This window comes from Ligilactobacillus sp. Marseille-Q7487 (genome assembly GCF_949152225.1).
In the GTDB taxonomy this organism is placed as follows: Bacteria; Bacillota; Bacilli; order Lactobacillales; family Lactobacillaceae; genus Ligilactobacillus.
Map to the genome: position 1 here is coordinate 1,271,662 of NZ_CASCJC010000001.1, position 22,492 is coordinate 1,294,153.

The window sequence follows — 22,492 nt, forward strand, 5'->3', positions numbered from 1 at the left end:
TGCTTAGCTTTTTGCTTGCAGCTCCATGATAAAGTATAGCATATTGCTAAGAATTCATCATCAAAGCTTAGTTTTGTTCTTCAAAATTTGTTTCATTCAAGTTTTCGACTTCTTTAAAGAAATTTTCTTTAAAGTCATCTGGAGTAGCCGTAATTGCTTGATCTGGAATTGCATCGGTGTTAGCAAACATTTCGATATGTTGCTTGTAATTTTTAAAAGTCATCGGTGCATCCCCACCGTATTCGCCATCGATATTAATCATCATTTTTTCATCAACCGGCTTTGCGACTACCTTAGAGGTCTTAACATATAAGATGCGTGGATCATTAATATGTTTACCACCATTTAAGACCATCGCAATCAGCTGGACAATTTCTACCAGGTTACTAGTTTTAACCACAATTAAGGTAAATTTGCCATCATCAAGCGAAGCGTCTGGCACGATTTGCTCAAAGCCTCCAACCGAATTAGTCAAGGCTAAAAAAAACATCGAAGCCTTCCCATCGTAAACCCCATCATCATACTCGATATGCATATTGATTGGCTTAATACGTGGTAACAATTCAGCACCTTTAGCCAAATAAGCTAGATAGCCAAACAACGATTTAAGTTGTGAAGGCACCGAATAAGTCAACTCGGTTAATAAGCCACCAGCAGCGATATTAACGAAATAAGTTTCGCCCGCCTTACCAATATCCATCTTAACCGTTTGTCCTTTAGCAATCACCTTAGCCGCTTCAATTGGATTTTCGCGGGGAATCTTTAAGGCCCGCGCATAATCATTGGTCGTCCCAGCTGGGATAATCCCGACTTTAGGCCGATGCTTTAACGGTGCAATCCCGTTAACCACCTCATTAATCGTGCCATCGCCACCGGCTGCAATAATCAGATTAAAACCGTCTTTAGCAGCTCGCATAGCCTCGTTTTTAGCGGAATCTGGTTCTGGAGTCGTTGCAAAAGCACTTGTTTCATACCCAGCATTTTCTAAAATATTCAAAATGTCAACCAAGTCGTTTTTCATGGCTTCTCTACCAGAAGTCGGGTTATAAATAATGCGACAACGCTTTTTCATCTTAAATTCCTCTACTTGTACTTTAAAATTTTAGCGATTCTTCAAGCTTTCCATCAATAACTTGTTAACAACTTGTGGGTTAGCTTTACCACGGGTTTGCTTCATGATGTTACCCACTAAGAAGCCAACCGCACGATCTTTACCATTCTTGAAGTCTTCGATTGATTGTTGGTTGTTATCCAAAACTTCATCAATGATTGGTTGCAACTTAGCTGGATCAGATAATTGTACCATACCTTTTTCTTCAACCCAAGCTTTTGGATCGGTATCATTTTCGATGATTTGCTTAAAGACTTTCTTAGCAATCTTCGAAGAAATTGTCCCATCTTGAATCAATTTAATCATGTCAGCTAAATGTTGTGGTGTCAAAGCAGTTTGGTCTAATTCTAACTTGTTTGAGTTCAAATAGCCGTTAACTTCTACTTGTAACCAGTTAGCAGCTAATTTAGGATCAGCTCCACCTGCAACAGTTGCTTCATAGAAATCAGACATTTCTTTACTTTGTGTCAAGACACCTGCATCGTATTCAGTAATGCCCCATTCGTTGATATAACGTTGACGGCGCTTATCTGGCATTTCTGGAATCGAAGCTTTAACTTGTTCAATCCATTCATCAGAAATATGAATTGGTGGCAAGTCTGGTTCTGGGAAGTAGCGATAATCGCTAGCTCCTTCTTTGACACGCATCAAGATTGTTTCACCAGTGTTTTCATCAAAACGGCGGGTTTCTTGTTGAACTTGACCACCTGCCATAATCAATTGAATTTGACGCTTAGCTTCGTATTGTAGCCCTTTGCGCACATGTTCAAAGGAGTTCAAGTTCTTCATTTCAGTCTTTATTCCAAATTTTGTTGCTCCAATTGGACGAACTGAAACGTTAACGTCGGCACGCATTGAACCTTCTTCCATCTTCACATCAGACACACCAGTAAATTGAATGATTTGACGTAAACGTGTCAAATAAGCATAGGCTTCATCAGGTGAAGCAATATCTGGTTTTGAGACAATTTCAATCAATGGTGTCCCTTGACGGTTCAAGTCAACATAAGAATAGCCGTCTGGATTGTGGGTATTTTTACCGGCATCTTCTTCAACGTGCATTTCTTCAATCCCGATTTTTTTCTTAGTGCCATCCTCAAGCTCAATCTCTAGCCAACCATCATGTCCAATTGGTGTTTGGGATTGCGTAATTTGATAAGCTTTAGGATTATCTGGATAAAAATAGTTTTTACGATCAAAATGAATGTCTTTTTGAATTTCACAATTCAAGGCTAAGGCTGCTCGCATCCCAAATTCAAGTGCACCTTTATTGACTTGCGGTAACACTCCAGGATAGCCCCAGTCAATTACGTTAGTATTGGTGTTTTGTTCACAACCATATTGAACTGGTGAAGGCGAAAAAGCCTTGGAGTTCGTCTTCATTTCGATATGGACTTCAAGTCCGATTGTTGTTTCAAAGTTCATTAGTTTTGACCTCCAATCACAGGAACTTGTTTATGAAAATCAGTTGCCTGTTCAAAGGCATAACCAGCTTTATACATGGTACTTTCCATAAATTGTGGTGCAATTAATTGTAAACCGATTGGTAGACCATTCGCAAATCCACATGGCAATGACATTCCTGGTAAACCAGCCAAGTTGACTGGAATCGTCAAGATATCATTCATATACATTTGGATTGGATCATTGATTTCTTCACCGATTCCAAAGGCCACACCAGTCGTAGTTGGGCCTAAAATCAAGTCATAATCCTTGAAGACATTAGCAAAATCTTGACAAATTAACGTTCTAACTTGTGCAGCTTTCTTAAAGAAAGCATCATATGTGCCCGCAGATAATGAAAATGTCCCCAACATGATCCGCCGTTTAACTTCATCACCAAAGCCTTCAGAACGTGAACGTACGTACACTTCTTCTAAGCTCTTAACGTCATTAGCCCGATATCCATAACGAATACCATCGAAACGTTGTAAGTTAGAAGATGCTTCAGAAGAAGCGATAATATAATACACAGGCACACCATATTTGCTGTGTGGTAAAGAGACTTCTTCAACGATTGCTCCGAGCTTTTCAAACGTTGCAATTGCATCTTTAACAGCTTGTTTTACTTCTTTAGCAATTCCTTCACCTAGGTATTCTTTCGGAACTGCAATCTTCATTCCTTTAACTTCGCCGTCTAATCCAGCTGCAAAGTCTGGCACAGCTTGACTTGAACTGGTGAAATCACGACTATCATGGCCTGCAATTGCATTTAATAACAATGCGTTATCCTTAACATTTTTGGTCAATGGTCCAATTTGATCTAAACTTGAACCAAAAGCAATTAAACCATAACGTGATACACGGCCATAAGTTGGCTTAACCCCAACAATCCCGTTATAAGCAGCTGGTTGTCTAATAGAACCACCGGTATCCGAACCAAGACTTGCAATCACTTGACCAGATGCCACAGCTGCTGCAGATCCACCAGAAGATCCACCTGGAACCTTAGTTTGATCCCAAGCATTCTTAGTAATCTTAAAAGCAGAATTTTCAGTTGAACCACCCATCGCAAACTCATCCATGTTAAGCTTACCAACGTTGATTGCATCTTTAGCTTCTAATTTATCCATGACCGTTGCATTATAAATTGGCTTAAAGTTAGCTAACATCTTGCTAGCTGCCGTAGTCGTCAACCCTTCTGTCACAATGTTATCTTTAATTCCTAAAGGAATCCCTGCTAAAACATTTTGTGGATCGATCCCTGTTTGATCTAATTTTCTAGCCTTTTGTAAAGCTTGTTCTTCGTTTAAGGCCAAGAATGCTTCAATTTTTTGGTCACGTTCTTTAATCGTGGCAAAAGTATCTTTAACCAATTCTTCTACCCCGATTTGTTTGTTAACTAAAGCTTCGTGTAAGCTCACTAAATCCGTCTTAAAGTAATCCATGCTTAGCCTTCCTCGCTTTCATCGATAATTGCTGGCACCTTGATGAAACCATCTTGGCTTTCTGGTACATTTTCCATCAACAAGTCACGGTCCGTCCCTTTGACTGCTTGATCTTCACGCATCACGTTAAATGCGTCTGTCACATGGGTTGTTACCGGCACATCGGTCGTATCAACTTCGGCTAATTGTTGTACCATGTTGATGATGTCGTCCATTTGTGCGGCGAACATATCTAATTTTTCTTCGCTGAATTCTAACTTCGCCAAACTAGCTACGTGTCTGACTTCTTCTCTAGTAATCGCCATCGTCATCCCTCTTTTTAACTTATTTATCTAACATTTTAGCATAGATTAGACTAACTTTTGAACGTTTCTTGTTTAATAGCTACTAAAAACATGTGTGTAATAATCGCTATCGTCTGGTGAACGTGCTAAAAATGATTGCACTGTACCGTCAGATCCTTTAACCAAGATATCGACTTCTACTCCGCTTGGTAGATAAGTCTTAGCAGCTTGGGCTACATATTGCGTAAAACTCGTAATTTCAGTTTCACTGTAAAACTGTGTCGTAATATTGACGTTTAATCCTTGTAATTTCTTGTTTTTATATTGGGCTTGCGCCGTTACTCCCGCTAAATTCGGGAAGAAATTTTCAATTTTAGATTTAAAACCGTCAAATGAAGTCGCATCGTTATCGTTTGGTACGGTTTTACCATCGGTTACTGGAAAGACACAACTGGTGATATCGGTGTTTGTCCAGTCTTCGATTTGCGTACTTCCATTTTCACTGACGGTATATGCATAAAATGAACCGCCGACAAGACTATCATTTGGGGCTTGTTCAAACATTGCAATCACAATAGGAATATTGCCAACCTTATTCATTTTTCTGAGTCGTTCCAAGACTTTTTGGGCGGCAATCTTTCCTTGTTTAATCATTTCGTCTTTAGAAATATCGGTCGTAAATGTCGCACCGTATTGTTCTTTTTGATAATAGTCTTTTCTATTAACGCCAATCCCAATCGTCATGCCGGCTAAGACTAATTTGCCGTTTTCTTCTTTCATATAGTCTTGTTCTTCGATTTGTTGAACATACATCGGATTACGCTTATCAGCATCTAGTTGGCCATTATCTTCAGGGTTTAATCCGGTTGGATTGTCCTTTGACTTACGCCCTAGCCAATCTAAAACGGTTGCCTTAGATAAAACTTGACCTTCTTGAAAAATATATTTTTTAGGTGAAAACTGTGTCTTAGAAATGTCAAGCATTCCCGATTCGAAGCTCTTTAAGTTCAATAAATTATCTGTATTTTGACTCAAACCTACGCCTCGAGATTTACTTGTCTTATACTTACCATCTTCTACAACACCTTGATATTGAGAATCATCATTTTGTCCAGTAACCTGGAAATTTTTACTAGACTTGCTGGTATTATTTGATGAAGTTGTATCGTCTGTACTCGTTAATTTGCCACATCCACTCAAACATAACATGCCTAAGCTCAAAACAAATAAGATACGCACTTTTTTATTCACTTTGACTTTCCTCCATTTGTTTGATAAATGTTGCCTCATCGATAATTTTTATTCCAAGATCTGTTGCCTTAGTCAACTTGCTACCAGCATCATGTCCAGCAATCAACAAGTCGGTTTTTTTAGACACACTGCCAGTTACTTTAGCACCGTGTTCTTCTAACCATTTCTTAGCATCAGCCCGTTTAATTTGATCTAATGTTCCAGTTAAAACAACTGTCAATCCACTAAACGCACTCGTCACATTTTGCTGTTGCTCTTGACTCAAACCTAAATATTTCAAATTAACATTTGCCGCTTTTAACTCGGCAATTAACTCTTTAACTTGCTGGTTGGCAAAATAAGCGACCACACTATCGGCAATTACTTGACCCAATGAGTCTATTTGCGCAATTTCTTCACTCGTTGCTTGGGACAAGCTTTCGACATCACCAAAATGTTGTGCTAACAATTTAGCTGCTTTAGCTCCAACATGGCGAATACCTAGCCCAAATAACAAGCGTTCAATAGAATTATGCCGACTAGCATCAATTGCTGTCAATAGGTTGGTAGCCGATTTTTCCTTAAATTTATCAAGTTTCAACAAATCTTCATAAGTTAAGCGATATAAATCCGCCACATCAACGATTAGATGTTTATCAAATAACTGCTCAACAATTTTTTGACCTAATCCGGCAATATTCATTGCATTTCTAGATGCAAAATGCGCTAAACTTTCCTTTAAAAGAGCTGGACACTTAGGATTGATACACCGTAAAGCGACCTCTTCATCCAAATGCACCAATTTAGCCTGACACTGTGGACATGTCGTTGGAATTTGATATTCTTGACTATCTTTGGGTCTTTTTTCCAGTACAACCATCGATATTTCAGGAATAATATCACCTGCTTTATGCAATTTAACTGTATCTAATAAGCGAATGTCTTTTTGCTTCAAATAATCAGGATTGTGTAGCGAAGCACGACTAACCGTTGTTCCAGCTAACAAAACAGGATCCATCACAGCAGTCGGTGTTACAACCCCAGTTCTACCGACTGTCCATTCGATTTGACGCACAATTGTTTCTTGTTCATCTGGTGGAAACTTATATGCAATTGCCCAACGCGGAACTTTAACTGTATTGCCCAATTCTTGTTGAACACTAAATGGATCAGCTTTCAAAACAATTCCATCGATTTCATATGGCAAGCTACTCCGCTTTTCATGATACAAATCGATATATTCCATAATTTGTTCTAGACTTGTAGCTTGTTGAGCTTGTTTGTTGACTCTAAAGCCCCATTCCTTTAATTTAGCCAAGGCTTGTGTTTGACTCATCAAACCATATTTTTGTGGTTCCATTACATAATAAATAAAACAACTCAACTGACGTTTAGCAGTTTCTTTGGTATCTAATTGACGCAAAGAACCAGCTGCCGCGTTACGCGGATTAGCAAAAACAGCTTCACCCTTTTGTTCGCGCTGCTCGTTTAATTTAGCAAATGCTTCTTTAGGCATATAGCATTCACCACGCACTTCAACTGTGACCGGTTCGCTCAACTGTAAAGGAATTGCCTTGATTGTTCTTAGATTTTCCGTAATATCTTCGCCAATCGAACCATCACCACGTGTTGCACCTTGCACAAATACACCATTTTCATAGCGCAATGAAATTGCTAAGCCATCAATTTTTAACTCGCAACTATAAGCACAAGTTTGCTTGGTATTTTCCCATAGTTTTTGAACAAAATCGCCTAATTCTTCTTTAGAAAAAACATCGCCTAACGAAAGCATTGGAATTTGATGTTGTACCTTGGAAAAACCGGTTAAAATCTGACCTCCAACACGTTGAGTGATCGAAGTTGGACTAATTAAATCTGGAAATTGCTTTTCTAATGCCAACAATTCTTGATAAGCTTGATCATATTGATAATCTTGAACGCTAGGCGCATCCAATACATAATACTGATGACTCCATTCATCTAATTGTGCACGTAATTGCGCTATTTTATTTTCTGCTTGGCTACGCTCCATGTTTTTCTTCCTTTCTATGCTTTAGTAATTGGTGCAAATGCTGCTAATAAACGCTTGATTCCTTGACCCTCAAATGCAATATCTAATTCCATATTTTCGCCACTGCCACTTACCTTAACAACCGTACCAATTCCCCATGCCTTATGATTAACCTTATCGCCAACGTTCCATTCTTTTTTATCTGCACCAGTACCTTGATTCTTTTCAATCGTTCCAGCTGGTTTGCGATAAATTGTTTTTTTAACAGTTTGTGTTTGTTTCGTTTTGTTGCTAAATGGGATTTGTGCAGCAGTATTGTTTTCAAATTCCAACAATTCCGGGGTAATTTCACCAATAAAGCGTGAAACTGCATTACTTTGACTCTTTCCATATAACATTCGTGAAAAAGCATTGGTCAAAAAGAGTTCTTCTTCTGCTCTAGTAATACCGACGTATGCTAATCTACGTTCTTCTTCAAGTTCATTTTCATCAAAAGCTGCTCTACTTAACGGGAATAATCCTTCTTCCATCCCCATCAAAAAGACAACTGGAAACTCTAATCCTTTAGCAGCATGTAACGTCATCAAGGTCACTTCATCTGGTTCTTCTTCTACGCTATCTTGATCTGATACTAAAGCCAAATCAGCCAAGAAATCTACAAACGGATTACTTTGCTCATCTTCTGGTTGCCATTCTTGATCAAACTGTTGCGTTACGCTAAGAAATTCTTGTAAGTTTTCTAAACGACTTTGATCTTCTAATGTCTTACTTTCTTCTAATGCAGCTTTATAACCAGTTATATCCAAGATTTTTTTAGTCATCTCAGTAATCGTTGCTGTTTTTTCAAAACTATTTAGCTTGCGAATCAAGCGCGCAAATTCCTCTAATTGTGTCGCAGCTTTTTTAGTAATATCTGTCATTACCACATTTTCTGCAGCTTCAATCAACGATAATCCATGCATATTAGCAAAGTCTTGCAATTTATTTAGACTCATCTTGCCAATACCGCGTTTAGGTTCGTTAACTACTCGACTAAAACTCATTGAATCTTTCGGATTAGCTGCTAATTTCAAGTAAGCTAATACATCCATGATTTCTTTACGTTCGTAAAACTTATGAGCGCCCACTAACTTGTAAGGAATATTAGCTTTAACGAATGTTTCTTCAATCATACGTGATTGCGCATTAGTTCGATATAAAATTGCAAAATCACCAAAATTACGTTGTTTTTCTTGTATTTGTTGTTGGATTTGTTTAACTACATAATAAGCTTCATCGTTAGCGTTTTGAGCACGATAATAAACAATTTTTTCGCCTGTTTGATTTTGTGTCCACAATGTTTTGTCTTTACGATTAATATTGTTTTCAATTACGTCATTAGCCGCTTGTAAAATCGTCTTGGTTGAACGATAATTTTGTTCAAGCTTAACTACTGTTGCATCAGCATAATCTTTTTCAAAATTCATGATATTTTCCATGTTAGCCCCACGCCAACCGTAAATACTTTGATCGGCATCTCCAACAACACACAGATTTCTGTTTTCTTTGGCTAACATATTAACCAATACATATTGTGCTTCATTAGTATCTTGGTATTCGTCAACGTGAATGTACTTGAATTTGCGTTGATAAAATGCCAATGTTTCAGGTGATTGCTTAAACAATTCAATTGTTTGCATAATCAAATCATCAAAGTCCATCACTTGATTAGCTTGCAGACGTTCTTGATACATCACATAAGCTTTAGCAACTAGTTCTTCAAACTGAGCTTTAGCAATTTGTGCATATTGTTTAGGATCTAATAAATCATTTTTTGCATTAGATATAGCACTTAAAATCGCTCGTGGATCAAATTTTTTAATATCAACATTTAATTCCGTCAAAATGTTTTTCATTAAAGTTCGCTGTTCACTTGTACTAGCAATTCCAAAAGCTCGTTCGTAACCGATTTTTTCACAATCACGACGTAAAATCCGTACACATAACGCATGAAATGTAGATACCCAAATATCTTGTGAACCTTCACCAATCAAGTTATCAATTCGTTCACGCATTTCTTTAGCAGCCTTATTCGTAAAAGTAATCGCTAAAATATTCCACGGATTAACTCCTTGTTCTTCTATTAAATAAGCAACTCGATGCGTCAACACCCGTGTCTTACCACTACCTGCTCCTGCCATGATTAATAAGGGACCTTGAGTGCAAGTTACCGCTTGTGCTTGTTTTTCGTTCATGTTAGCTAATAAATTTGTTACTGTCACGTCTTTTATCCTCTCTAAGTTAGTCATCTTTTAATTATAACAAAAATCAGCCTGTCTAGACTAAGTTTAAAAAACCTTAATTTTCCTAGCAGGCTGTTTTTGTTTATTATTCCCAAATCCCAGTTGCTTCAATCTGTTGATTGGCAGTTAAAACATTATCGGCTAAAACTAATAAATATCCTTGCTTTGTTTGCTTTTGTAAAGCTTCTGGATACCGATAATAATTATAAAACCAGTTATCCTTTAACACTAACTGCGTCCGTAAAGCTCCTTGATCTTGTTCATTGATCATCACTTGTACTGTTGGTTGTAAAAGCTTAGGTGTAACAAGCGGAATATTAGCCAAAGCTCTAATGTGTTGTTCAAACATCGATATATTTGTCGCTTTATCAAACAAATACCCTGCTGGATGAAGGGCTGGAACGACATCTTTAACATAAATCATTTGGCTAGCTGTTAAATAAAAACCAAGTTTCAATACACCTACATAATTTAGCTCACTTACAATTTCTTTGACCTGACGCCATAATTCTTGCTGAACTGTTTTTTCTAAATTAATTGGTGTTAAAACCTTATGCAAGTCTTGCTTTTGATAAACACATTCTACTGGTGAAAAAACTTGTGCTCGTTTGTTACGATCTAAAGCTACAATCACAGATATTTCTTTAGCTCGTGATAAGTATGATTCTAAAATATATGTTCCCAGTTCTAATACACCAGCGCAATTGGCAATATCAGTTTGTTTTTGGATCAAGACTTCACGTTGTTTACCATAATTTTTTTGAATCGGTTTTAAGACACATGGATAACCTATCGAAGTTACAGCTTGATAAATATCATCTAAACCAACAACAGTTGCGTATGGAGCAACATTCAAATTAAGTTGTTCAAAAAATGCGCGTTCAACCAATCTGTCTTGCATCAATTCTAACGTTTCACACCCTTGAACAAGATTGGTATATTGCTGAATAAAGCGTAAACTTTCTACACTAACCTGTGTTGATTCGTAAGTCACAACATCACAGCGTTGCGCAAAATCTTGCAACTTAAGTTTATCAAAACCATTACCGACAAACTTCATATCTGCTTCATTTAAAGTTGGATTATTTTCATCTGTTCCATAGGCTAAAACTCTAAAACCCATGCGTTTAGCTGTCCGTGCAAGCATAATGCCATTGGGACTATCACCGATAATTCCAATTGTACTATTAAAGTATAAGACATCACCTACCAAAACTATCACCCATCACTACAAAATAAAATCCTAAAAACCAAAATGATTTTAGGATTAATTCGTAGCTTTCCTTTCTTTTTAATTTCTCATAATTAAAACTATATAAATATCTCAAGTTCATTATAGCATGTTTAACACACTTCTGCGTGTAAAAAAAGCATCTTGAGCCTGTGCCAAGATGCTTAAAAATTATTTTGTTTCAACAACCATCGTGCGTTCGTCTTCTTGTTTATCTTGTTCTTTATCTAAGCCTTCTTTTCCTTTAAAGCAAACATTTAACAAGACAGAAGCAATGCTTGCCACTACAATGCCGTTTCCTAAGAACAATTGAGCTGTTGTTGGCAAAGCTTGAAAAATAGTTGGATAAACAGAAACACCTAAACCTAAACCTAAAGAAACAGCCACGATTAAAATATTTCTTTCATCTTTAAAATCAACACGAATCAACATCCGAATACCTTGAACACTAATCATCGAAAACATCACTAACATCGCTCCACCCAAAACTGGTGTAGGAATAATCGTTGCCAAAGCACCAACCTTTGGTAATAAACCTAATATCATCAATAAGCAAGCAGACCAATAAATTGGACGTTTAGTCTTAATACCAGAAAGTTCAAGCAAACCAACATTTTGTGAGAAAGTTGTATATGGGAAAGTATTAAAAATCCCACCTAAAATCACGGCCAATCCTTCTGCTCTATAACCTAATTTTAAATCTTGAGCCGTAATTTTCTTTTCTAAAATATTACCTAAAGCAAAATAAACACCCGTAGATTCAACCATTGAAACTAAAGAAATAATGATCATGGTTACACATGAAGACCATTCAAAATGCGGCATCCCAAAATAAAATGGTTGTGGAAAATGAAACCAACTAGCTTCACTAACAGCACTCAAAGATACCATCCCAAAACAAGCAGCAACTACGCTACCAACAATTAATCCAATTAAAACAGCAATCGAACTGATAAAACCTCTACCCCATATCTGGATGATTAAAATGATAATCACAGTTAAAAAGCCCATTGCAATATTTTTTAAATCACCAAAGTTACTTGCAGTCGCATCTCCACCACCGATATTTTGAATAGCAATCGGAATCAAAGTCAATCCAATAACGGTAATCAACGTTCCGGTTACAACCGGTGGAAAGAGCTTTTTAATCTTAGAAAATTGGCCACCAATCAAGAAAACAAAAATACCAGCAACAATAATGGCTCCATACATAGTTCCAATCGTAAATTGCTTACCAATCATTTTCAAAGGTTCTACTGCTTGAATTGCACATCCTAAAACTACCGGTAAACCAATCCCAAAGTAACGATTTCTAAATAATTGCAAAACAGTTGCCAATCCACACATAAAAATATCAATCGATACCAAATATGTCATTTGTTCACTATTAAAACGTAAAGCTGTCCCAATCAATAATGGTACAGCCACCGCACCAGAATACATCGCCAATAAATGTTGTAAACCTAAAATTGCTGCTTTTTTATGACTAACTTCTTTATTTTGCATTGTCCTATTCTTCTCCTACAAAACGTACTTGATCGCCTTCAAATGAAGAAATTCGTGCTAAAGATTCTAAACGCACACCTTGATCTTTAATCCATTGTGCGCCATCTTGGAATGATTTTTCAACGACAATCCCCACTCCAGCTACTTGAACTTGGGCTTGTTGGCAAATGTCTAATAAACCTTTAACTGCTTGTCCGTTTGCTAAGAAATCATCGATGATTAAAACTTTATCATCTTTTTTCAAGAATTTTTGGTCAACCGAAACACAATTCGTCACTTTCTTAGTATAGGAATATACTTCTGCAGTATATAAATCATTATTCATTGTTGAGCTTTTAGTTTTGCGCGCAAACAAAACCGGTACATGTAAGGTCAAACCCGTCATAATCGCTGGTGCAATTCCAGAAGCCTCAACTGTCAAAATTCTAGTTACACCACTATCTTTGAACAAGCGTGCAAATTCTTCTCCTATCGCAAACATCAAATCAGCATCAATTTGATGATTTAAAAATGAGTTAACCTTCAAGACATTGCCTGGCAAAACCACGCCATCTTCACGAATACGCTCTTCTAATAATTTCACGATAAATTCTCTCCTTAAAATAAAAAATGACTTTTTTACCCCACAGGTAAAAAAGCCATCTAGAAAATATTGTGCTTTTATTACCTATAGTCCATACTTTACGGGCATGGGTAGAAACGATCAACCATATTATGATCATATATAAGTCTTACTGGAATAATATAGCACATCGTACTATTCGTTTCAAGTTAATCATTCGTATTTTGGTAATAAAAACGTTTTTTTGTTAATTAATCATACTGATTTAGATTGTATTCTTGAATTAATTCAGTTATTTTACGCGCATAATTCGGGTCTGTCGCATATCCCGCATCTTGTAATGCCTGTGCAGCTTCATAATAATTATTTGCCGTTAAAACTGCTTGATAGTGATCCTTATCCCAATTAGTCCCTTGCAAAAACAATTGCGTATGTGCTTGGACAGATTCTTGCCAACTAGCATAAATTGCAAATCGTGCCTTAACCGTGATCCATTGACCATTGACATATTCTTGTGTTGTCATCAAAGCACCACTCGTTGATGAACCACTTTTAACACCAAACAAGTTGTGATACTTTTGTGCTAATTCACTTTGTCCCCAATCAGACTCTAAAGCAGCTTGTGCAAGCGTAATACTTGCCAAAACTCCTACGCGCTTTTGTTCTGCTTGTGCAATCGTAACTAATTGTTTAATAAATGCTTGCCGTTGTTGTTTAACAGTCACAGTTACTTGCGGTTGCGCATCAAGATGAGTGCTCCATTTGACAAATTGCACACAAAAAAGGCTCAGTAAAATGACAAGCAACAAATAATCCGTCATATTAAGTCGTCGCTTAAATAACTTAAATGACTTACTAACACGGCGTTTTTTACGCTTCTTGTTAGATTTAAACTTTCTTTGTGCCAAATTACTCACCTTTTCTTAAAACTATTTAACTTTTTTTAACAACGGCAACGCAATAAGTGGACAAGCAATCCCTGCTAATAAAGCCTCCGGAATTCCATTTGTCGCTACAACACCTAATAAGTATGGCAACAACGCATGGACATCTAAGGCATACATTTCTTGGGAACGATTATGATAAAACAAATAAATCTGACCTAAGACCAATAACGTATTAACCATAGAGCCCAAAACAGCCGCTGTTCCAATCGCTAATGTCTTATTTTTGAAATGCTTTGTTAACTCTTTAAAAACTAAACCAGCAACTACACCTATCAAGATTCGCGGCAAAATCGAAACCAATGGATTAACAAAAACAATTGTCGCCAATGGACTAGTCGGCCAAACAAATGCCCTAACAAAAGTAATTGTTCCCCATATTCCTCCAACGATTGCACCATCTTTTGGGCCTAAGACGATTGCTGCAATAATCACAGTCACATGAATAATTGTAATATTTAAAGGTCCAAATGGAATATAACCTAGTAACGGTACAAAATTTTGTACGATAATAACCGCACCAAACAATGCTAATGTCACCAAGCGATAAATTCTTTGATGAGCCATTCAATTCCCCCCTAATTAAAAACTTTAATTCATTATATCATCAAATTATGATTTTACCACTTAGTTTTGCAAATAACGTGCTACTTGTATGGCTGCTTGTCTTCCAAAAACAACCGTTTCAGCAATTGAGTTGCCTCCAATTCGATTATTCCCATGTAAGCCTCCCACAACTTCCCCAGCCGCATACAAGCCTGCTATTGGTGTGCCATTTTCATCTAACACCCGTGTATATTGATCAGCATGAATTCCTCCCATTGTATAATGGATAGCTGGCGCAATATGGATTGCATAATATGGCGCTTGTTTAATCACCCTTAATCCCGTTGTTCTTCCGAATTGCGAATCATTGTTACTATCAACTGCTTGATTCCATGTTGTCAACGTATTTTCAAGCTTAGTAGCATCAACATTAATTTGTTTAGCTAATTGTGAAATACTTTGAGCCTGTATAACTAAGCCAATATGAGCATAAAATGCCAAAGCTTGTACTCGTTTGAAAACTTCTTCACCAAAAATTAAATATGCACTTTTTTGCTCTAATGCACTAATCGCGTTAGAAACAATTTTACGCGTGGCTAATTCATTAACAAAACGTTTTGCATCTTGATTGATTAAAATAGCACCTTCACCTCTGACAGCTTCACCAATCAAATAAACATGCGGATTATCTTGTTGCACCGTTGGATGTATTTGAATTAAGTCCATGTCGCGTAATTGCGCACCCAAGGCAGTTGCTAAAGCTAAGCCATCGCCGGTTGCTCCTTCATGATTAGTTGTTTTATAATGTGCCAAATCAGGTCGGTACTTATTCATAAGCTCTTGACTTGCACCAAAACCTCCACTTGCTAAGATTACAGCTTTAACCTCAACTTGATGTATTTTTTGATCAGCATCTTCAAGCTTGATACCACAAATTTTTTGTTTAGCATCATCCATCATTAATTCAATAACTTTGGTTTGATTAAAGATTGCTACTTGTTTTTGTTGCAATTGTTTTAATAAATTAGTAATCATAAAAGCACCAATTGGAGCAGTACTTGCTGGACGATGTGTTCGCGGCTTGCTCATTGCACCTGTAATAGTCAAATCATCTAACCTGATTCCTTGCTCTTGTAGCCATGCAATTGCTTGACTTGTATGACTTGCAAAGTATTCCAACAATTTAGGATCGTTTAACTTTCCTCCACCTACATAGGTTTCTTGATAAAAATCTTTAAAATCATCTATCACACCATGTTTTAATTGAACGCTTGTTTCAGATGCATTCATTCCAGAAGATGCTCGGTTGGTATTTCCGCCTAAACGTTCCATTTTTTCAAATACAACTGGCTTTAATCCTAGCTCAACGGCTTGTAATGCAGCTGTTAATCCTGCACCACCAGCTCCGATGATTGCAACATCATAACTTGCTTGTAATTGTTCGATTTTATATGGTTCAAAATAAAATTTGTCCGCCACCTTAATAACCTCATTTTCATCATTATTAGTTTTATTTTAACATATCTTAAAGCTAACAAAAAAACACGGTTTACCCGTGCTTTTTTATACCTTACTTTGTTCGCAAATAATTTCTGCTGTTTGCTTTAAAACACGCTTAAAAATAGCTAAATCTTTAGCAGATACTGCATCTTCAAGCTGTTCTTGCAATCCATCCCAAAAATCAACATCTGATTCAATCAAACGTCTATACTTATCCGTCACATAAAGATGCGTTACACGTCGATCAATATCATCTATTCTCTTTTCAATTAACCCCAAATTAATCAATTTCTTAATATGGTAGTTAGTGTTAGGTGTAGATTGATCTAATAACTTGGAAATTGTTCCAATTGTAGGTTCTTTTAACTGATAAACAGCTTCAAGATAATAAATATCGATTGCACCTAATTTTTCGAAATCTTCTATCGAATTCCTATGTCCGTGCAAACGCAATACCTGTGTTAAATCTGTCATTAATCTTTGTAAGGAACTCATAATAATCCACCTCAATCCGTTATCCGGCTAACAAATAATCTATCCGAAATAACCTCTCTATTTTTAAATGTTATATATATTTTACACCGTTTAATCGTTAAGGTAAATTTTTCTTTGCATTTTTAAGCTGATTTTTTGAATATTTTAAAAAATAAATTTTAATTCCTTCAAATTTCTAATATAGCTATTTGAAAAAATAATACATAAAAATTCTTAAATCGCCTTTTAGATATTATGAATAAATTCGATAAGTTCTTCTGGTTCCATTTGATAATTCGATGAACCCCATTCAAAAAATAATGTTAATAACGCACCAGCAGTCATATGAATTGCTAACTTGGGATACTTGGAACGTCGAAATGTTTGGTCAATCCACTTAGCATCTTTTAACATTCCTTGGCGCTCACATTCTAGCAACTGTTCACTCCACATCTTCAATAAAATCCAATAAGATGAATTGTTTTCATTATTGATTGAGATGTTACGAAAAACATCTTTATTTTGTGCAATTAATCTAACAGTTGAACCTAATACATCTTTTTCATCAATTTTTTCAAACCAAAAACTGTCTAAGGCATGATGTAACAAGTCATATTTATCTTGAAAATGGCGATAAAACGTACTGCGATGAATCTGAGCTTTACGACAAATCTGATCGACTGTAATTTTTTCAATTGCGTTATGTTTCAGCAGATCCAATAATCCATATGCCAAATCTAATTTGCGCTTTTCTTGTTGATCCATACTTTTCTTCCCTTCGGCTAGTTTCTTCATTATTAAATGATATCATGAACAATCAAATTGCGGAAAATTTTTTCAAAAAAAAAATCCCATCGTCTTTTTTAATAAACGATGGAATTCTAAATTAACGAACAACTAAAACCGAAATTGGTGCATATTTGGCCATATAGGCAGCTTGTGAACCAAAAAATTTCTTAATACCTTGCTTAGACAAAGCACCAATAATCAACAAATCTGGTTTTACCTTTGGAATCACATTTTTTACAATTTCTTCGCCAGCATTTCCTTCAGCCACAACAACTTCTACATCTTTAATACCTGCATCTAGGGCGACTTTACGATATTTTTCTAGATGTTCTTCCAAATCTTTGCGCTTACCATGAACATAACTTGCGCTTAAAGCTTGATATACATTCATTTCATGTGACTCAAGTACAGAAACAATACTCAATGTAGCTTTTAAGTCTAAAGCACGTCTCATCGCTACTCGAAAAGCTAATTGTGCATCTTCTGAATCATCGACTCCGACCAAAATCTTTTTAATATTTTTAATTTTTTCAGTTTCCATAAATATCCCCCTTACTTTTTGCATTTTATATTATACCTTAATTTTTAATCAGTGGGCATCTTTTCTTGGCAATGGCAAGCAACTACACAGTTACATTCTAATGTAGTCGGAGCATTTGCCTCTTTTTGCTTTAAAACCTCTTTTAACAATGCTATATCTTGCTTACTTAAAGGTATATCAGCTAACACTTGTGCTAAATTTTGACCACGACAGCGTTGGCAAATCTTTTCTAAGCTCATATTTAGCAATTCACTTACTGCTTTTTGTTCAGTAACTAAAGGATAATAAAGATAAGCGCGTCCATTTTTTTTAGCAGCAATAACTTTTTTAGTAACTAAACGCCCTAATAACGTCTTAGTCGTAGCCATTTTCCAGCCAAATTTTTGTTCTAATTGCTGATGTAACTGACTACTAGTTGCTTGCTGCAAACTCCACAACAAACGCATTACTTCCCATTCAGATGCACTAATCTCATTTCTTTTGGTCACTATCTCACCACCCTCAAAGTGTTATCGATTTAAGTATAGCACGAAACGCCTTTCATTGATTGATCTTTGTTAAATTTTCAAAAAAAGTTGTTTCTCCAAGTCTTCATTGTGGATATTTAATGGCGACAAGACTATAATAGTCATTGTAAGCGATATTACTTTGGAGGTGCTTTTATGATGAAAAATAAAGCAATTATGATTGGTGCTGGTCTTGCCAATATGGCTGGTGCTGTCTATCTAATTCAAGAAGGCCACTGGAGAGGAGAAAATATTACTTTTTATGCTCTTGATGATCATGGCGCTAATGATGGATCTTTAGCAAGTGTTGCTGCCGATGAATATTGGAACAAAAATCATCCGATGGCTAATACTAAGGGTTTCATTGCACGCGGTGGACGGATGCTAAATTATCGCACATATGTTGACTTAATGGATTTGTTAGAAAGAATTCCTTCAGTTACAGAACCTAATATGACAGCAGCTCAAGATACACGTGATTTCGATACTAAACATCGCACCTATGATGTCGCTCGATTACTAAAAGGTGGTGTCGGTATTGTAGATGGCCATAAATTAGGCTTAAACAATGCTGATCGCATGCTTTTAAGTAAATTAGTTTTAATGCCTGATAGCGAAGAAACTAAATTAGATAATATTACAATTGAAGAATACTTCAAGGATTCACCACATATCTTTACTACTAACTTCTGGTATATGTGGGAAACAACTTTTGCTTTTAGAACTCGTTCTTCTGCTCAAGAATTACGACGTTATATGCACCAAATGATTTATGAATTCACTCAAATTGAACATTTGGTTGGTGTTAATAGAACACGTTATAATCAATATGAAAGCATTATGTTACCATTGATTAATTACCTTAAAGAACAAGGCTGTAACTTTATCATGCCTCGCCGTGTCACTGAATTCATCTTTAAAGATACGCCAATGCGTGATGAAATTACAGTAACTGGCTTAAAAATGATCAATACAGATACTAACCAAGAAGAAATTGTCGAAGTCGATGAACAAACAGCGGTCTTCTTTACTAATGGTTCGATTACTGATTCGGCAACTTTAGGTGATTTCAACACTCCTGCTGCCGAAAACATGGATTACGGTGCTGCGGCTAGTCTATGGAAACAAGCTTGTGAACATTTCTATAATTTAGGAACACCTGATAAATTCTTTGCTGATCGTGATGCTTCAGAGTGGGTTAGCTTTACTTTGACACTTAAGAATCATCTTTTATTAAATGAAATAACACGTATTACTAAACAATTACCAGGAAATGCCTTAAACTCATTTATCTCAACTAAACCAGTTACTGAAGATGGTAAACCTGATGTTAATATGTCAATTGTGGTTCATCATCAACCACACTTTACTGAACAAAAACCTAATGAAGCTGTTATCTGGGGATATTTCTTATATCCAAGACGTGTGGGTGAATTTGTCGAAAAGCCTTATATTGAAATGACTGGTAAAGAAATGTTACAAGAGCTTCTTGGTCAACTTTCAAAAGTCGATCCAGGTCCGATTAACATCATGGAAAAAGAAGCTGAAATCATGGATAGCGTCATCAACTGTATCCCAGTTTATATGCCTTATGCTTCAGCGTTATTTAACAACCGTGCTAAGAGCGATCGTCCTGAAGTGATTCCACAACATTCAACTAACTTGGCCTTTACCGGTGAATTTGTTGAACAGCCTTATCAAATGGTCTTTACTGAACAAAGTGCCGTGCGTTCTGGTGAAGTGGCTGCCTTTCATTTTGCCGGTATTCCAGAAGATAAGTTAGTCAAAAACCCACGCTTTGATAAAGATCCACGGGTCTTATTAAAAGCAACTAAACGAATGTTTGAATAACATCATTCCCCACTATTTGATTAGTGGGGTTTTTTTAGTGCTTAAACTTCCCTTAAATCTAATATGATAGTTGTCAAATATGACTTTTTTAGCATATAATGAACAAAGTTATTATTAATATTGAAAGGAATTTTTCTCTTGATTATTGAACTTTTTAAAGCATTCTTGTTTGGGATTGTTGAAGGAATCACCGAATGGTTGCCTATCAGCAGTACTGGACACATGATTTTATTAGACGAATTTGTAAAACTCAAAGTTTCTGCTGAGTTTTACAGTATGTTCCAAGTTGTTATTCAATTAGGGGCTATCATGGCCGTGGTTGTCATTTATTGGCACCAAATCTGGCCGTTTAAAAAAGCCAAGACAACAACTTTTAATGCTCCAACCGGCATTTGGCGCTATGTTGATAAAGACATCATGATAATGTGGGTTAAAATCTTGATTGCCTGTATTCCAGCCGGTGTCATCGGAATGGCCTTTAACGATTATTTTGAAGAACATTTCTACAACGGAATCTGTGTATCTTTAGCTTTAATCGTCTTTGGGGTAGCCTTCATCTGGATTGAAAACACCAACAAGCATCGTCAACCACGTTACACTTCTTTGGCAAGTTTGACTTATCCTGTTATCGTTATGATTGGCTTTTTCCAATTAATCGCTGCTATCTTCCCAGGGACCTCTCGTTCCGGGGCAACGATTGTTGGAGCGTTACTCTTAGGTGTTTCACGTACAGTCGCTGCTGAGTTTACATTCTTCTTAGCAATTCCGGTTATGTTTGGGGCTTCATTTTTCAAACTACTCAAGTTTGGTTTTAACTTCTCAAGCCTTGAATTATGGATTTTAGTCGTTGGCTTAGTGACTGCTTTTGTTTCATCAATCATTGTTATTAAATTCTTGATGCAATATATCAAAAAACACGACTTTAAAGTCTTTGGTTGGTATCGTATTATCTTAGGAATTTTAGTGATTGCTTATTTTACGATTTTCCATTAATAAAAAAGTGCTGGCAAAATGCCTAGCACTTTTTTATTTGCTACATTTCTCCGTTCTTAACTTGGGAGAGTAACTAAAATTTTTCTTTTAACTTTTAATTTTAAAATCCGATAGACAGCTTGATTAAGTTGTTTTTGTGTTATCTTTTTTTCCTTTATCGCTTGCTTTAGTGCAGGAATGCCATTTTGATAATCTGCGCTTATCAACACATCATTTCCAGCCATAAAAGCTGCTACATCAGCATTTTGATTTGTCTGTTTGATAAAATCCTTGATTGCGCCCATCCCTAAGTCATCGGTCACAATAACGTTATTGTACTTTAATTTTTTGCGTAAATATGTATGTACCTTTTTAGACAACGAGGCTGGTTTTTGAGCGTCTAAGGCATTTACTACTAGATGTGTAATCATAATGCTATCGACGTTAGCCTTAATTCCTGCTTTAAATGGAATTAAATCTTCTTGTTTTAGTTGCTTTAAACTTTTGGTATTTTGCGCAAAGCCAGTATGTGTATCTTGACAAGATCCGTAACCTGGAAAATGTTTTAAAGTGGTTATTTCATTTTGCTTTTGCGTTTGTTTGACAGCCTTTGCAATATATTTTGCGGTCTGTTGGTAATCTAAGCCAACTGTTCTATCATACATAAAACTTTGTGAATCATCAGTAACGTCTGCTACTGGCGCAAAATTCCAATTGATCCCTAATCCCTTTAAGATTTTTGCTACCGTAACATTTTCTTGCAAAAGTCCTGACAAACCCTGACTTTGATAGATTTCTCTTGGTGAAGGAAATTTTCGATTATTGGTCAAAGCTGGATTATTGCTTAAACGCGAAACACTCCCACCTTCTTGATCGGTAGCAATAAACAACGGTAAGGTAGAGCTAGATTGCATTTGTTGGAGCTTTGCTATAAATTGTTCACGACTATTGTCTATAAAATCATTACCAAATAAAACAATACCACCTAGATGATATTTTTTGATTGCTTGATTCAGCGCATCAGCATCGCCGTTGCTTGGCACCAAATATAACTGTCCTAACTTTTCATCTAGCGTCATCTGATTTAAATAGCGTTTAAGTTGTTTATTACTGATTGTAGCTGCACCAACACTAAAAGAATTTAAAAGATTTACTACTAAGATGATTAATAAGATAACACTAAATTTACGGATTTTAATTTTCATATTTTTCTCCCCATGTTCTAAAAAAACTGCTTATCTGTAATTTTGGCTCTAGAGCTCTT

At 36.3% G+C, this 22,492-nt stretch carries 20 protein-coding genes and 1 riboswitch; of the genes, 2 read left to right on the forward strand and 18 right to left on the reverse strand.

The annotated features are described in order from the left end of the window. Positions 1 to 67: 67 nt before the first annotated feature. The 17 genes from QM017_RS06355 to QM017_RS06435 form a co-directional block, all read right to left on the reverse strand. Positions 68 to 1,072, reverse strand: a complete 1,005-nt coding sequence (locus QM017_RS06355) for a diacylglycerol kinase (RefSeq protein WP_282709171.1) — start codon at positions 1,070 to 1,072, stop codon at positions 68 to 70. A gap of 30 nt (positions 1,073 to 1,102) precedes the next feature. After that, the gene (gene gatB, locus QM017_RS06360) at positions 1,103 to 2,536 is read right to left on the reverse strand and encodes an Asp-tRNA(Asn)/Glu-tRNA(Gln) amidotransferase subunit GatB (protein WP_282709172.1); all 1,434 of its coding nucleotides are present in this window, start codon (positions 2,534 to 2,536) and stop codon (positions 1,103 to 1,105) included. Further along, complete coding sequence (gene gatA, locus QM017_RS06365) at positions 2,536 to 3,999, reverse strand: Asp-tRNA(Asn)/Glu-tRNA(Gln) amidotransferase subunit GatA (protein WP_282709173.1); 1,464 nt, start codon at positions 3,997 to 3,999, stop codon at positions 2,536 to 2,538. Before gatA ends, gatB begins: the two co-directional genes overlap by 1 nt. A gap of 2 nt (positions 4,000 to 4,001) precedes the next feature. Then, positions 4,002 to 4,304: an Asp-tRNA(Asn)/Glu-tRNA(Gln) amidotransferase subunit GatC gene (gene gatC, locus QM017_RS06370; protein WP_178196070.1), complete on the reverse strand. Its 303-nt coding sequence runs from the start codon at positions 4,302 to 4,304 to the stop codon at positions 4,002 to 4,004. Positions 4,305 to 4,376: 72 nt separating this feature from the next. Continuing rightward, complete coding sequence (locus QM017_RS06375; protein WP_282709570.1) at positions 4,377 to 5,492, reverse strand: CamS family sex pheromone protein; 1,116 nt, start codon at positions 5,490 to 5,492, stop codon at positions 4,377 to 4,379. Between the two features lie 34 nt (positions 5,493 to 5,526). After that, positions 5,527 to 7,545 carry an NAD-dependent DNA ligase LigA gene (gene ligA / locus QM017_RS06380; protein WP_282709174.1) on the reverse strand — a complete coding sequence of 673 codons (2,019 nt, stop codon included), beginning with the start codon at positions 7,543 to 7,545 and terminating at the stop codon, positions 5,527 to 5,529. A gap of 14 nt (positions 7,546 to 7,559) precedes the next feature. Beyond that, a complete protein-coding gene (pcrA, locus tag QM017_RS06385; RefSeq protein WP_178196074.1) occupies positions 7,560 to 9,812 on the reverse strand; it encodes a DNA helicase PcrA in 2,253 nt (750 codons plus the stop codon). Positions 9,813 to 9,891: 79 nt separating this feature from the next. After that, on the reverse strand, positions 9,892 to 11,019 hold the full coding sequence (locus tag QM017_RS06390) for an ATP-grasp domain-containing protein (RefSeq protein ID WP_282709175.1): 1,128 nt from the start codon (positions 11,017 to 11,019) through the stop codon (positions 9,892 to 9,894). Between the two features lie 189 nt (positions 11,020 to 11,208). Next, positions 11,209 to 12,543 (reverse strand): nucleobase:cation symporter-2 family protein, encoded by a 1,335-nt coding sequence (locus QM017_RS06395; RefSeq protein ID WP_282709176.1) that lies wholly within the window; start codon positions 12,541 to 12,543, stop codon positions 11,209 to 11,211. Positions 12,544 to 12,547: 4 nt separating this feature from the next. Further along, positions 12,548 to 13,126 (reverse strand): xanthine phosphoribosyltransferase, encoded by a 579-nt coding sequence (locus tag QM017_RS06400; RefSeq protein WP_178196081.1) that lies wholly within the window; start codon positions 13,124 to 13,126, stop codon positions 12,548 to 12,550. A 67-nt stretch (positions 13,127 to 13,193) separates the two neighbouring features. Further along, a riboswitch (purine riboswitch) is annotated at positions 13,194 to 13,291 on the reverse strand. Between the two features lie 65 nt (positions 13,292 to 13,356). Further along, the gene (locus QM017_RS06405; RefSeq protein WP_349238478.1) at positions 13,357 to 14,022 is read right to left on the reverse strand and encodes a glycoside hydrolase family 73 protein; all 666 of its coding nucleotides are present in this window, start codon (positions 14,020 to 14,022) and stop codon (positions 13,357 to 13,359) included. A 12-nt stretch (positions 14,023 to 14,034) separates the two neighbouring features. Further along, positions 14,035 to 14,616: an ECF transporter S component gene (locus tag QM017_RS06410; RefSeq protein WP_178196084.1), complete on the reverse strand. Its 582-nt coding sequence runs from the start codon at positions 14,614 to 14,616 to the stop codon at positions 14,035 to 14,037. A gap of 60 nt (positions 14,617 to 14,676) precedes the next feature. Further along, on the reverse strand, positions 14,677 to 16,074 hold the full coding sequence (locus QM017_RS06415) for a flavocytochrome c (protein ID WP_178196086.1): 1,398 nt from the start codon (positions 16,072 to 16,074) through the stop codon (positions 14,677 to 14,679). Positions 16,075 to 16,158: 84 nt separating this feature from the next. After that, a complete protein-coding gene (locus QM017_RS06420) occupies positions 16,159 to 16,590 on the reverse strand; it encodes a MarR family winged helix-turn-helix transcriptional regulator (RefSeq protein ID WP_282709179.1) in 432 nt (143 codons plus the stop codon). Positions 16,591 to 16,815: 225 nt separating this feature from the next. Further along, positions 16,816 to 17,334, reverse strand: a complete 519-nt coding sequence (locus QM017_RS06425; RefSeq protein WP_282709180.1) for a TetR family transcriptional regulator — start codon at positions 17,332 to 17,334, stop codon at positions 16,816 to 16,818. Positions 17,335 to 17,455: 121 nt separating this feature from the next. Beyond that, a complete protein-coding gene (locus QM017_RS06430) occupies positions 17,456 to 17,899 on the reverse strand; it encodes a universal stress protein (protein WP_178196093.1) in 444 nt (147 codons plus the stop codon). Positions 17,900 to 17,943: 44 nt separating this feature from the next. Further along, positions 17,944 to 18,387: a CopY/TcrY family copper transport repressor gene (locus QM017_RS06435; protein WP_282709181.1), complete on the reverse strand. Its 444-nt coding sequence runs from the start codon at positions 18,385 to 18,387 to the stop codon at positions 17,944 to 17,946. Between the two features lie 174 nt (positions 18,388 to 18,561). Here QM017_RS06435 and QM017_RS06440 point away from each other — a divergent pair, with 174 nt between their 5' ends. Beyond that, positions 18,562 to 20,256 (forward strand): oleate hydratase, encoded by a 1,695-nt coding sequence (locus QM017_RS06440; protein WP_282709182.1) that lies wholly within the window; start codon positions 18,562 to 18,564, stop codon positions 20,254 to 20,256. A 138-nt stretch (positions 20,257 to 20,394) separates the two neighbouring features. After that, on the forward strand, positions 20,395 to 21,249 hold the full coding sequence (locus QM017_RS06445) for an undecaprenyl-diphosphate phosphatase (protein WP_282709183.1): 855 nt from the start codon (positions 20,395 to 20,397) through the stop codon (positions 21,247 to 21,249). 56 nt (positions 21,250 to 21,305) lie between these two features. On the opposite strand, the gene QM017_RS06450 is transcribed toward QM017_RS06445, so the two are convergent. Then, positions 21,306 to 22,433, reverse strand: a complete 1,128-nt coding sequence (locus QM017_RS06450) for a glycoside hydrolase family 3 N-terminal domain-containing protein (RefSeq protein ID WP_282709184.1) — start codon at positions 22,431 to 22,433, stop codon at positions 21,306 to 21,308. Positions 22,434 to 22,492 lie beyond the last annotated feature (59 nt).

What these genes read in the sequence shown, in the direction of transcription:
- QM017_RS06355 (WP_282709171.1), bottom strand. Translation starts at nt 1,072, where the DNA reads ATGAAAAAGCGTTGTCGCATTATTTATAACCCGACTTCTGGTAGAGAA.
- gatB (WP_282709172.1), bottom strand. Translation starts at nt 2,536, where the DNA reads ATGAACTTTGAAACAACAATCGGACTTGAAGTCCATATCGAAATGAAG.
- gatA (WP_282709173.1), bottom strand. Translation starts at nt 3,999, where the DNA reads ATGGATTACTTTAAGACGGATTTAGTGAGCTTACACGAAGCTTTAGTT.
- gatC (WP_178196070.1), bottom strand. Translation starts at nt 4,304, where the DNA reads ATGGCGATTACTAGAGAAGAAGTCAGACACGTAGCTAGTTTGGCGAAG.
- QM017_RS06375 (WP_282709570.1), bottom strand. Translation starts at nt 5,492, where the DNA reads ATGTTATGTTTGAGTGGATGTGGCAAATTAACGAGTACAGACGATACA.
- ligA (WP_282709174.1), bottom strand. Translation starts at nt 7,545, where the DNA reads ATGGAGCGTAGCCAAGCAGAAAATAAAATAGCGCAATTACGTGCACAA.
- pcrA (WP_178196074.1), bottom strand. Translation starts at nt 9,812, where the DNA reads ATGACTAACTTAGAGAGGATAAAAGACGTGACAGTAACAAATTTATTA.
- QM017_RS06395 (WP_282709176.1), bottom strand. Translation starts at nt 12,543, where the DNA reads ATGCAAAATAAAGAAGTTAGTCATAAAAAAGCAGCAATTTTAGGTTTA.
- QM017_RS06410 (WP_178196084.1), bottom strand. Translation starts at nt 14,616, where the DNA reads ATGGCTCATCAAAGAATTTATCGCTTGGTGACATTAGCATTGTTTGGT.
- QM017_RS06420 (WP_282709179.1), bottom strand. Translation starts at nt 16,590, where the DNA reads ATGAGTTCCTTACAAAGATTAATGACAGATTTAACACAGGTATTGCGT.
- QM017_RS06425 (WP_282709180.1), bottom strand. Translation starts at nt 17,334, where the DNA reads ATGGATCAACAAGAAAAGCGCAAATTAGATTTGGCATATGGATTATTG.
- QM017_RS06430 (WP_178196093.1), bottom strand. Translation starts at nt 17,899, where the DNA reads ATGGAAACTGAAAAAATTAAAAATATTAAAAAGATTTTGGTCGGAGTC.
- QM017_RS06440 (WP_282709182.1), top strand. Translation starts at nt 18,562, where the DNA reads ATGATGAAAAATAAAGCAATTATGATTGGTGCTGGTCTTGCCAATATG.
- QM017_RS06450 (WP_282709184.1), bottom strand. Translation starts at nt 22,433, where the DNA reads ATGAAAATTAAAATCCGTAAATTTAGTGTTATCTTATTAATCATCTTA.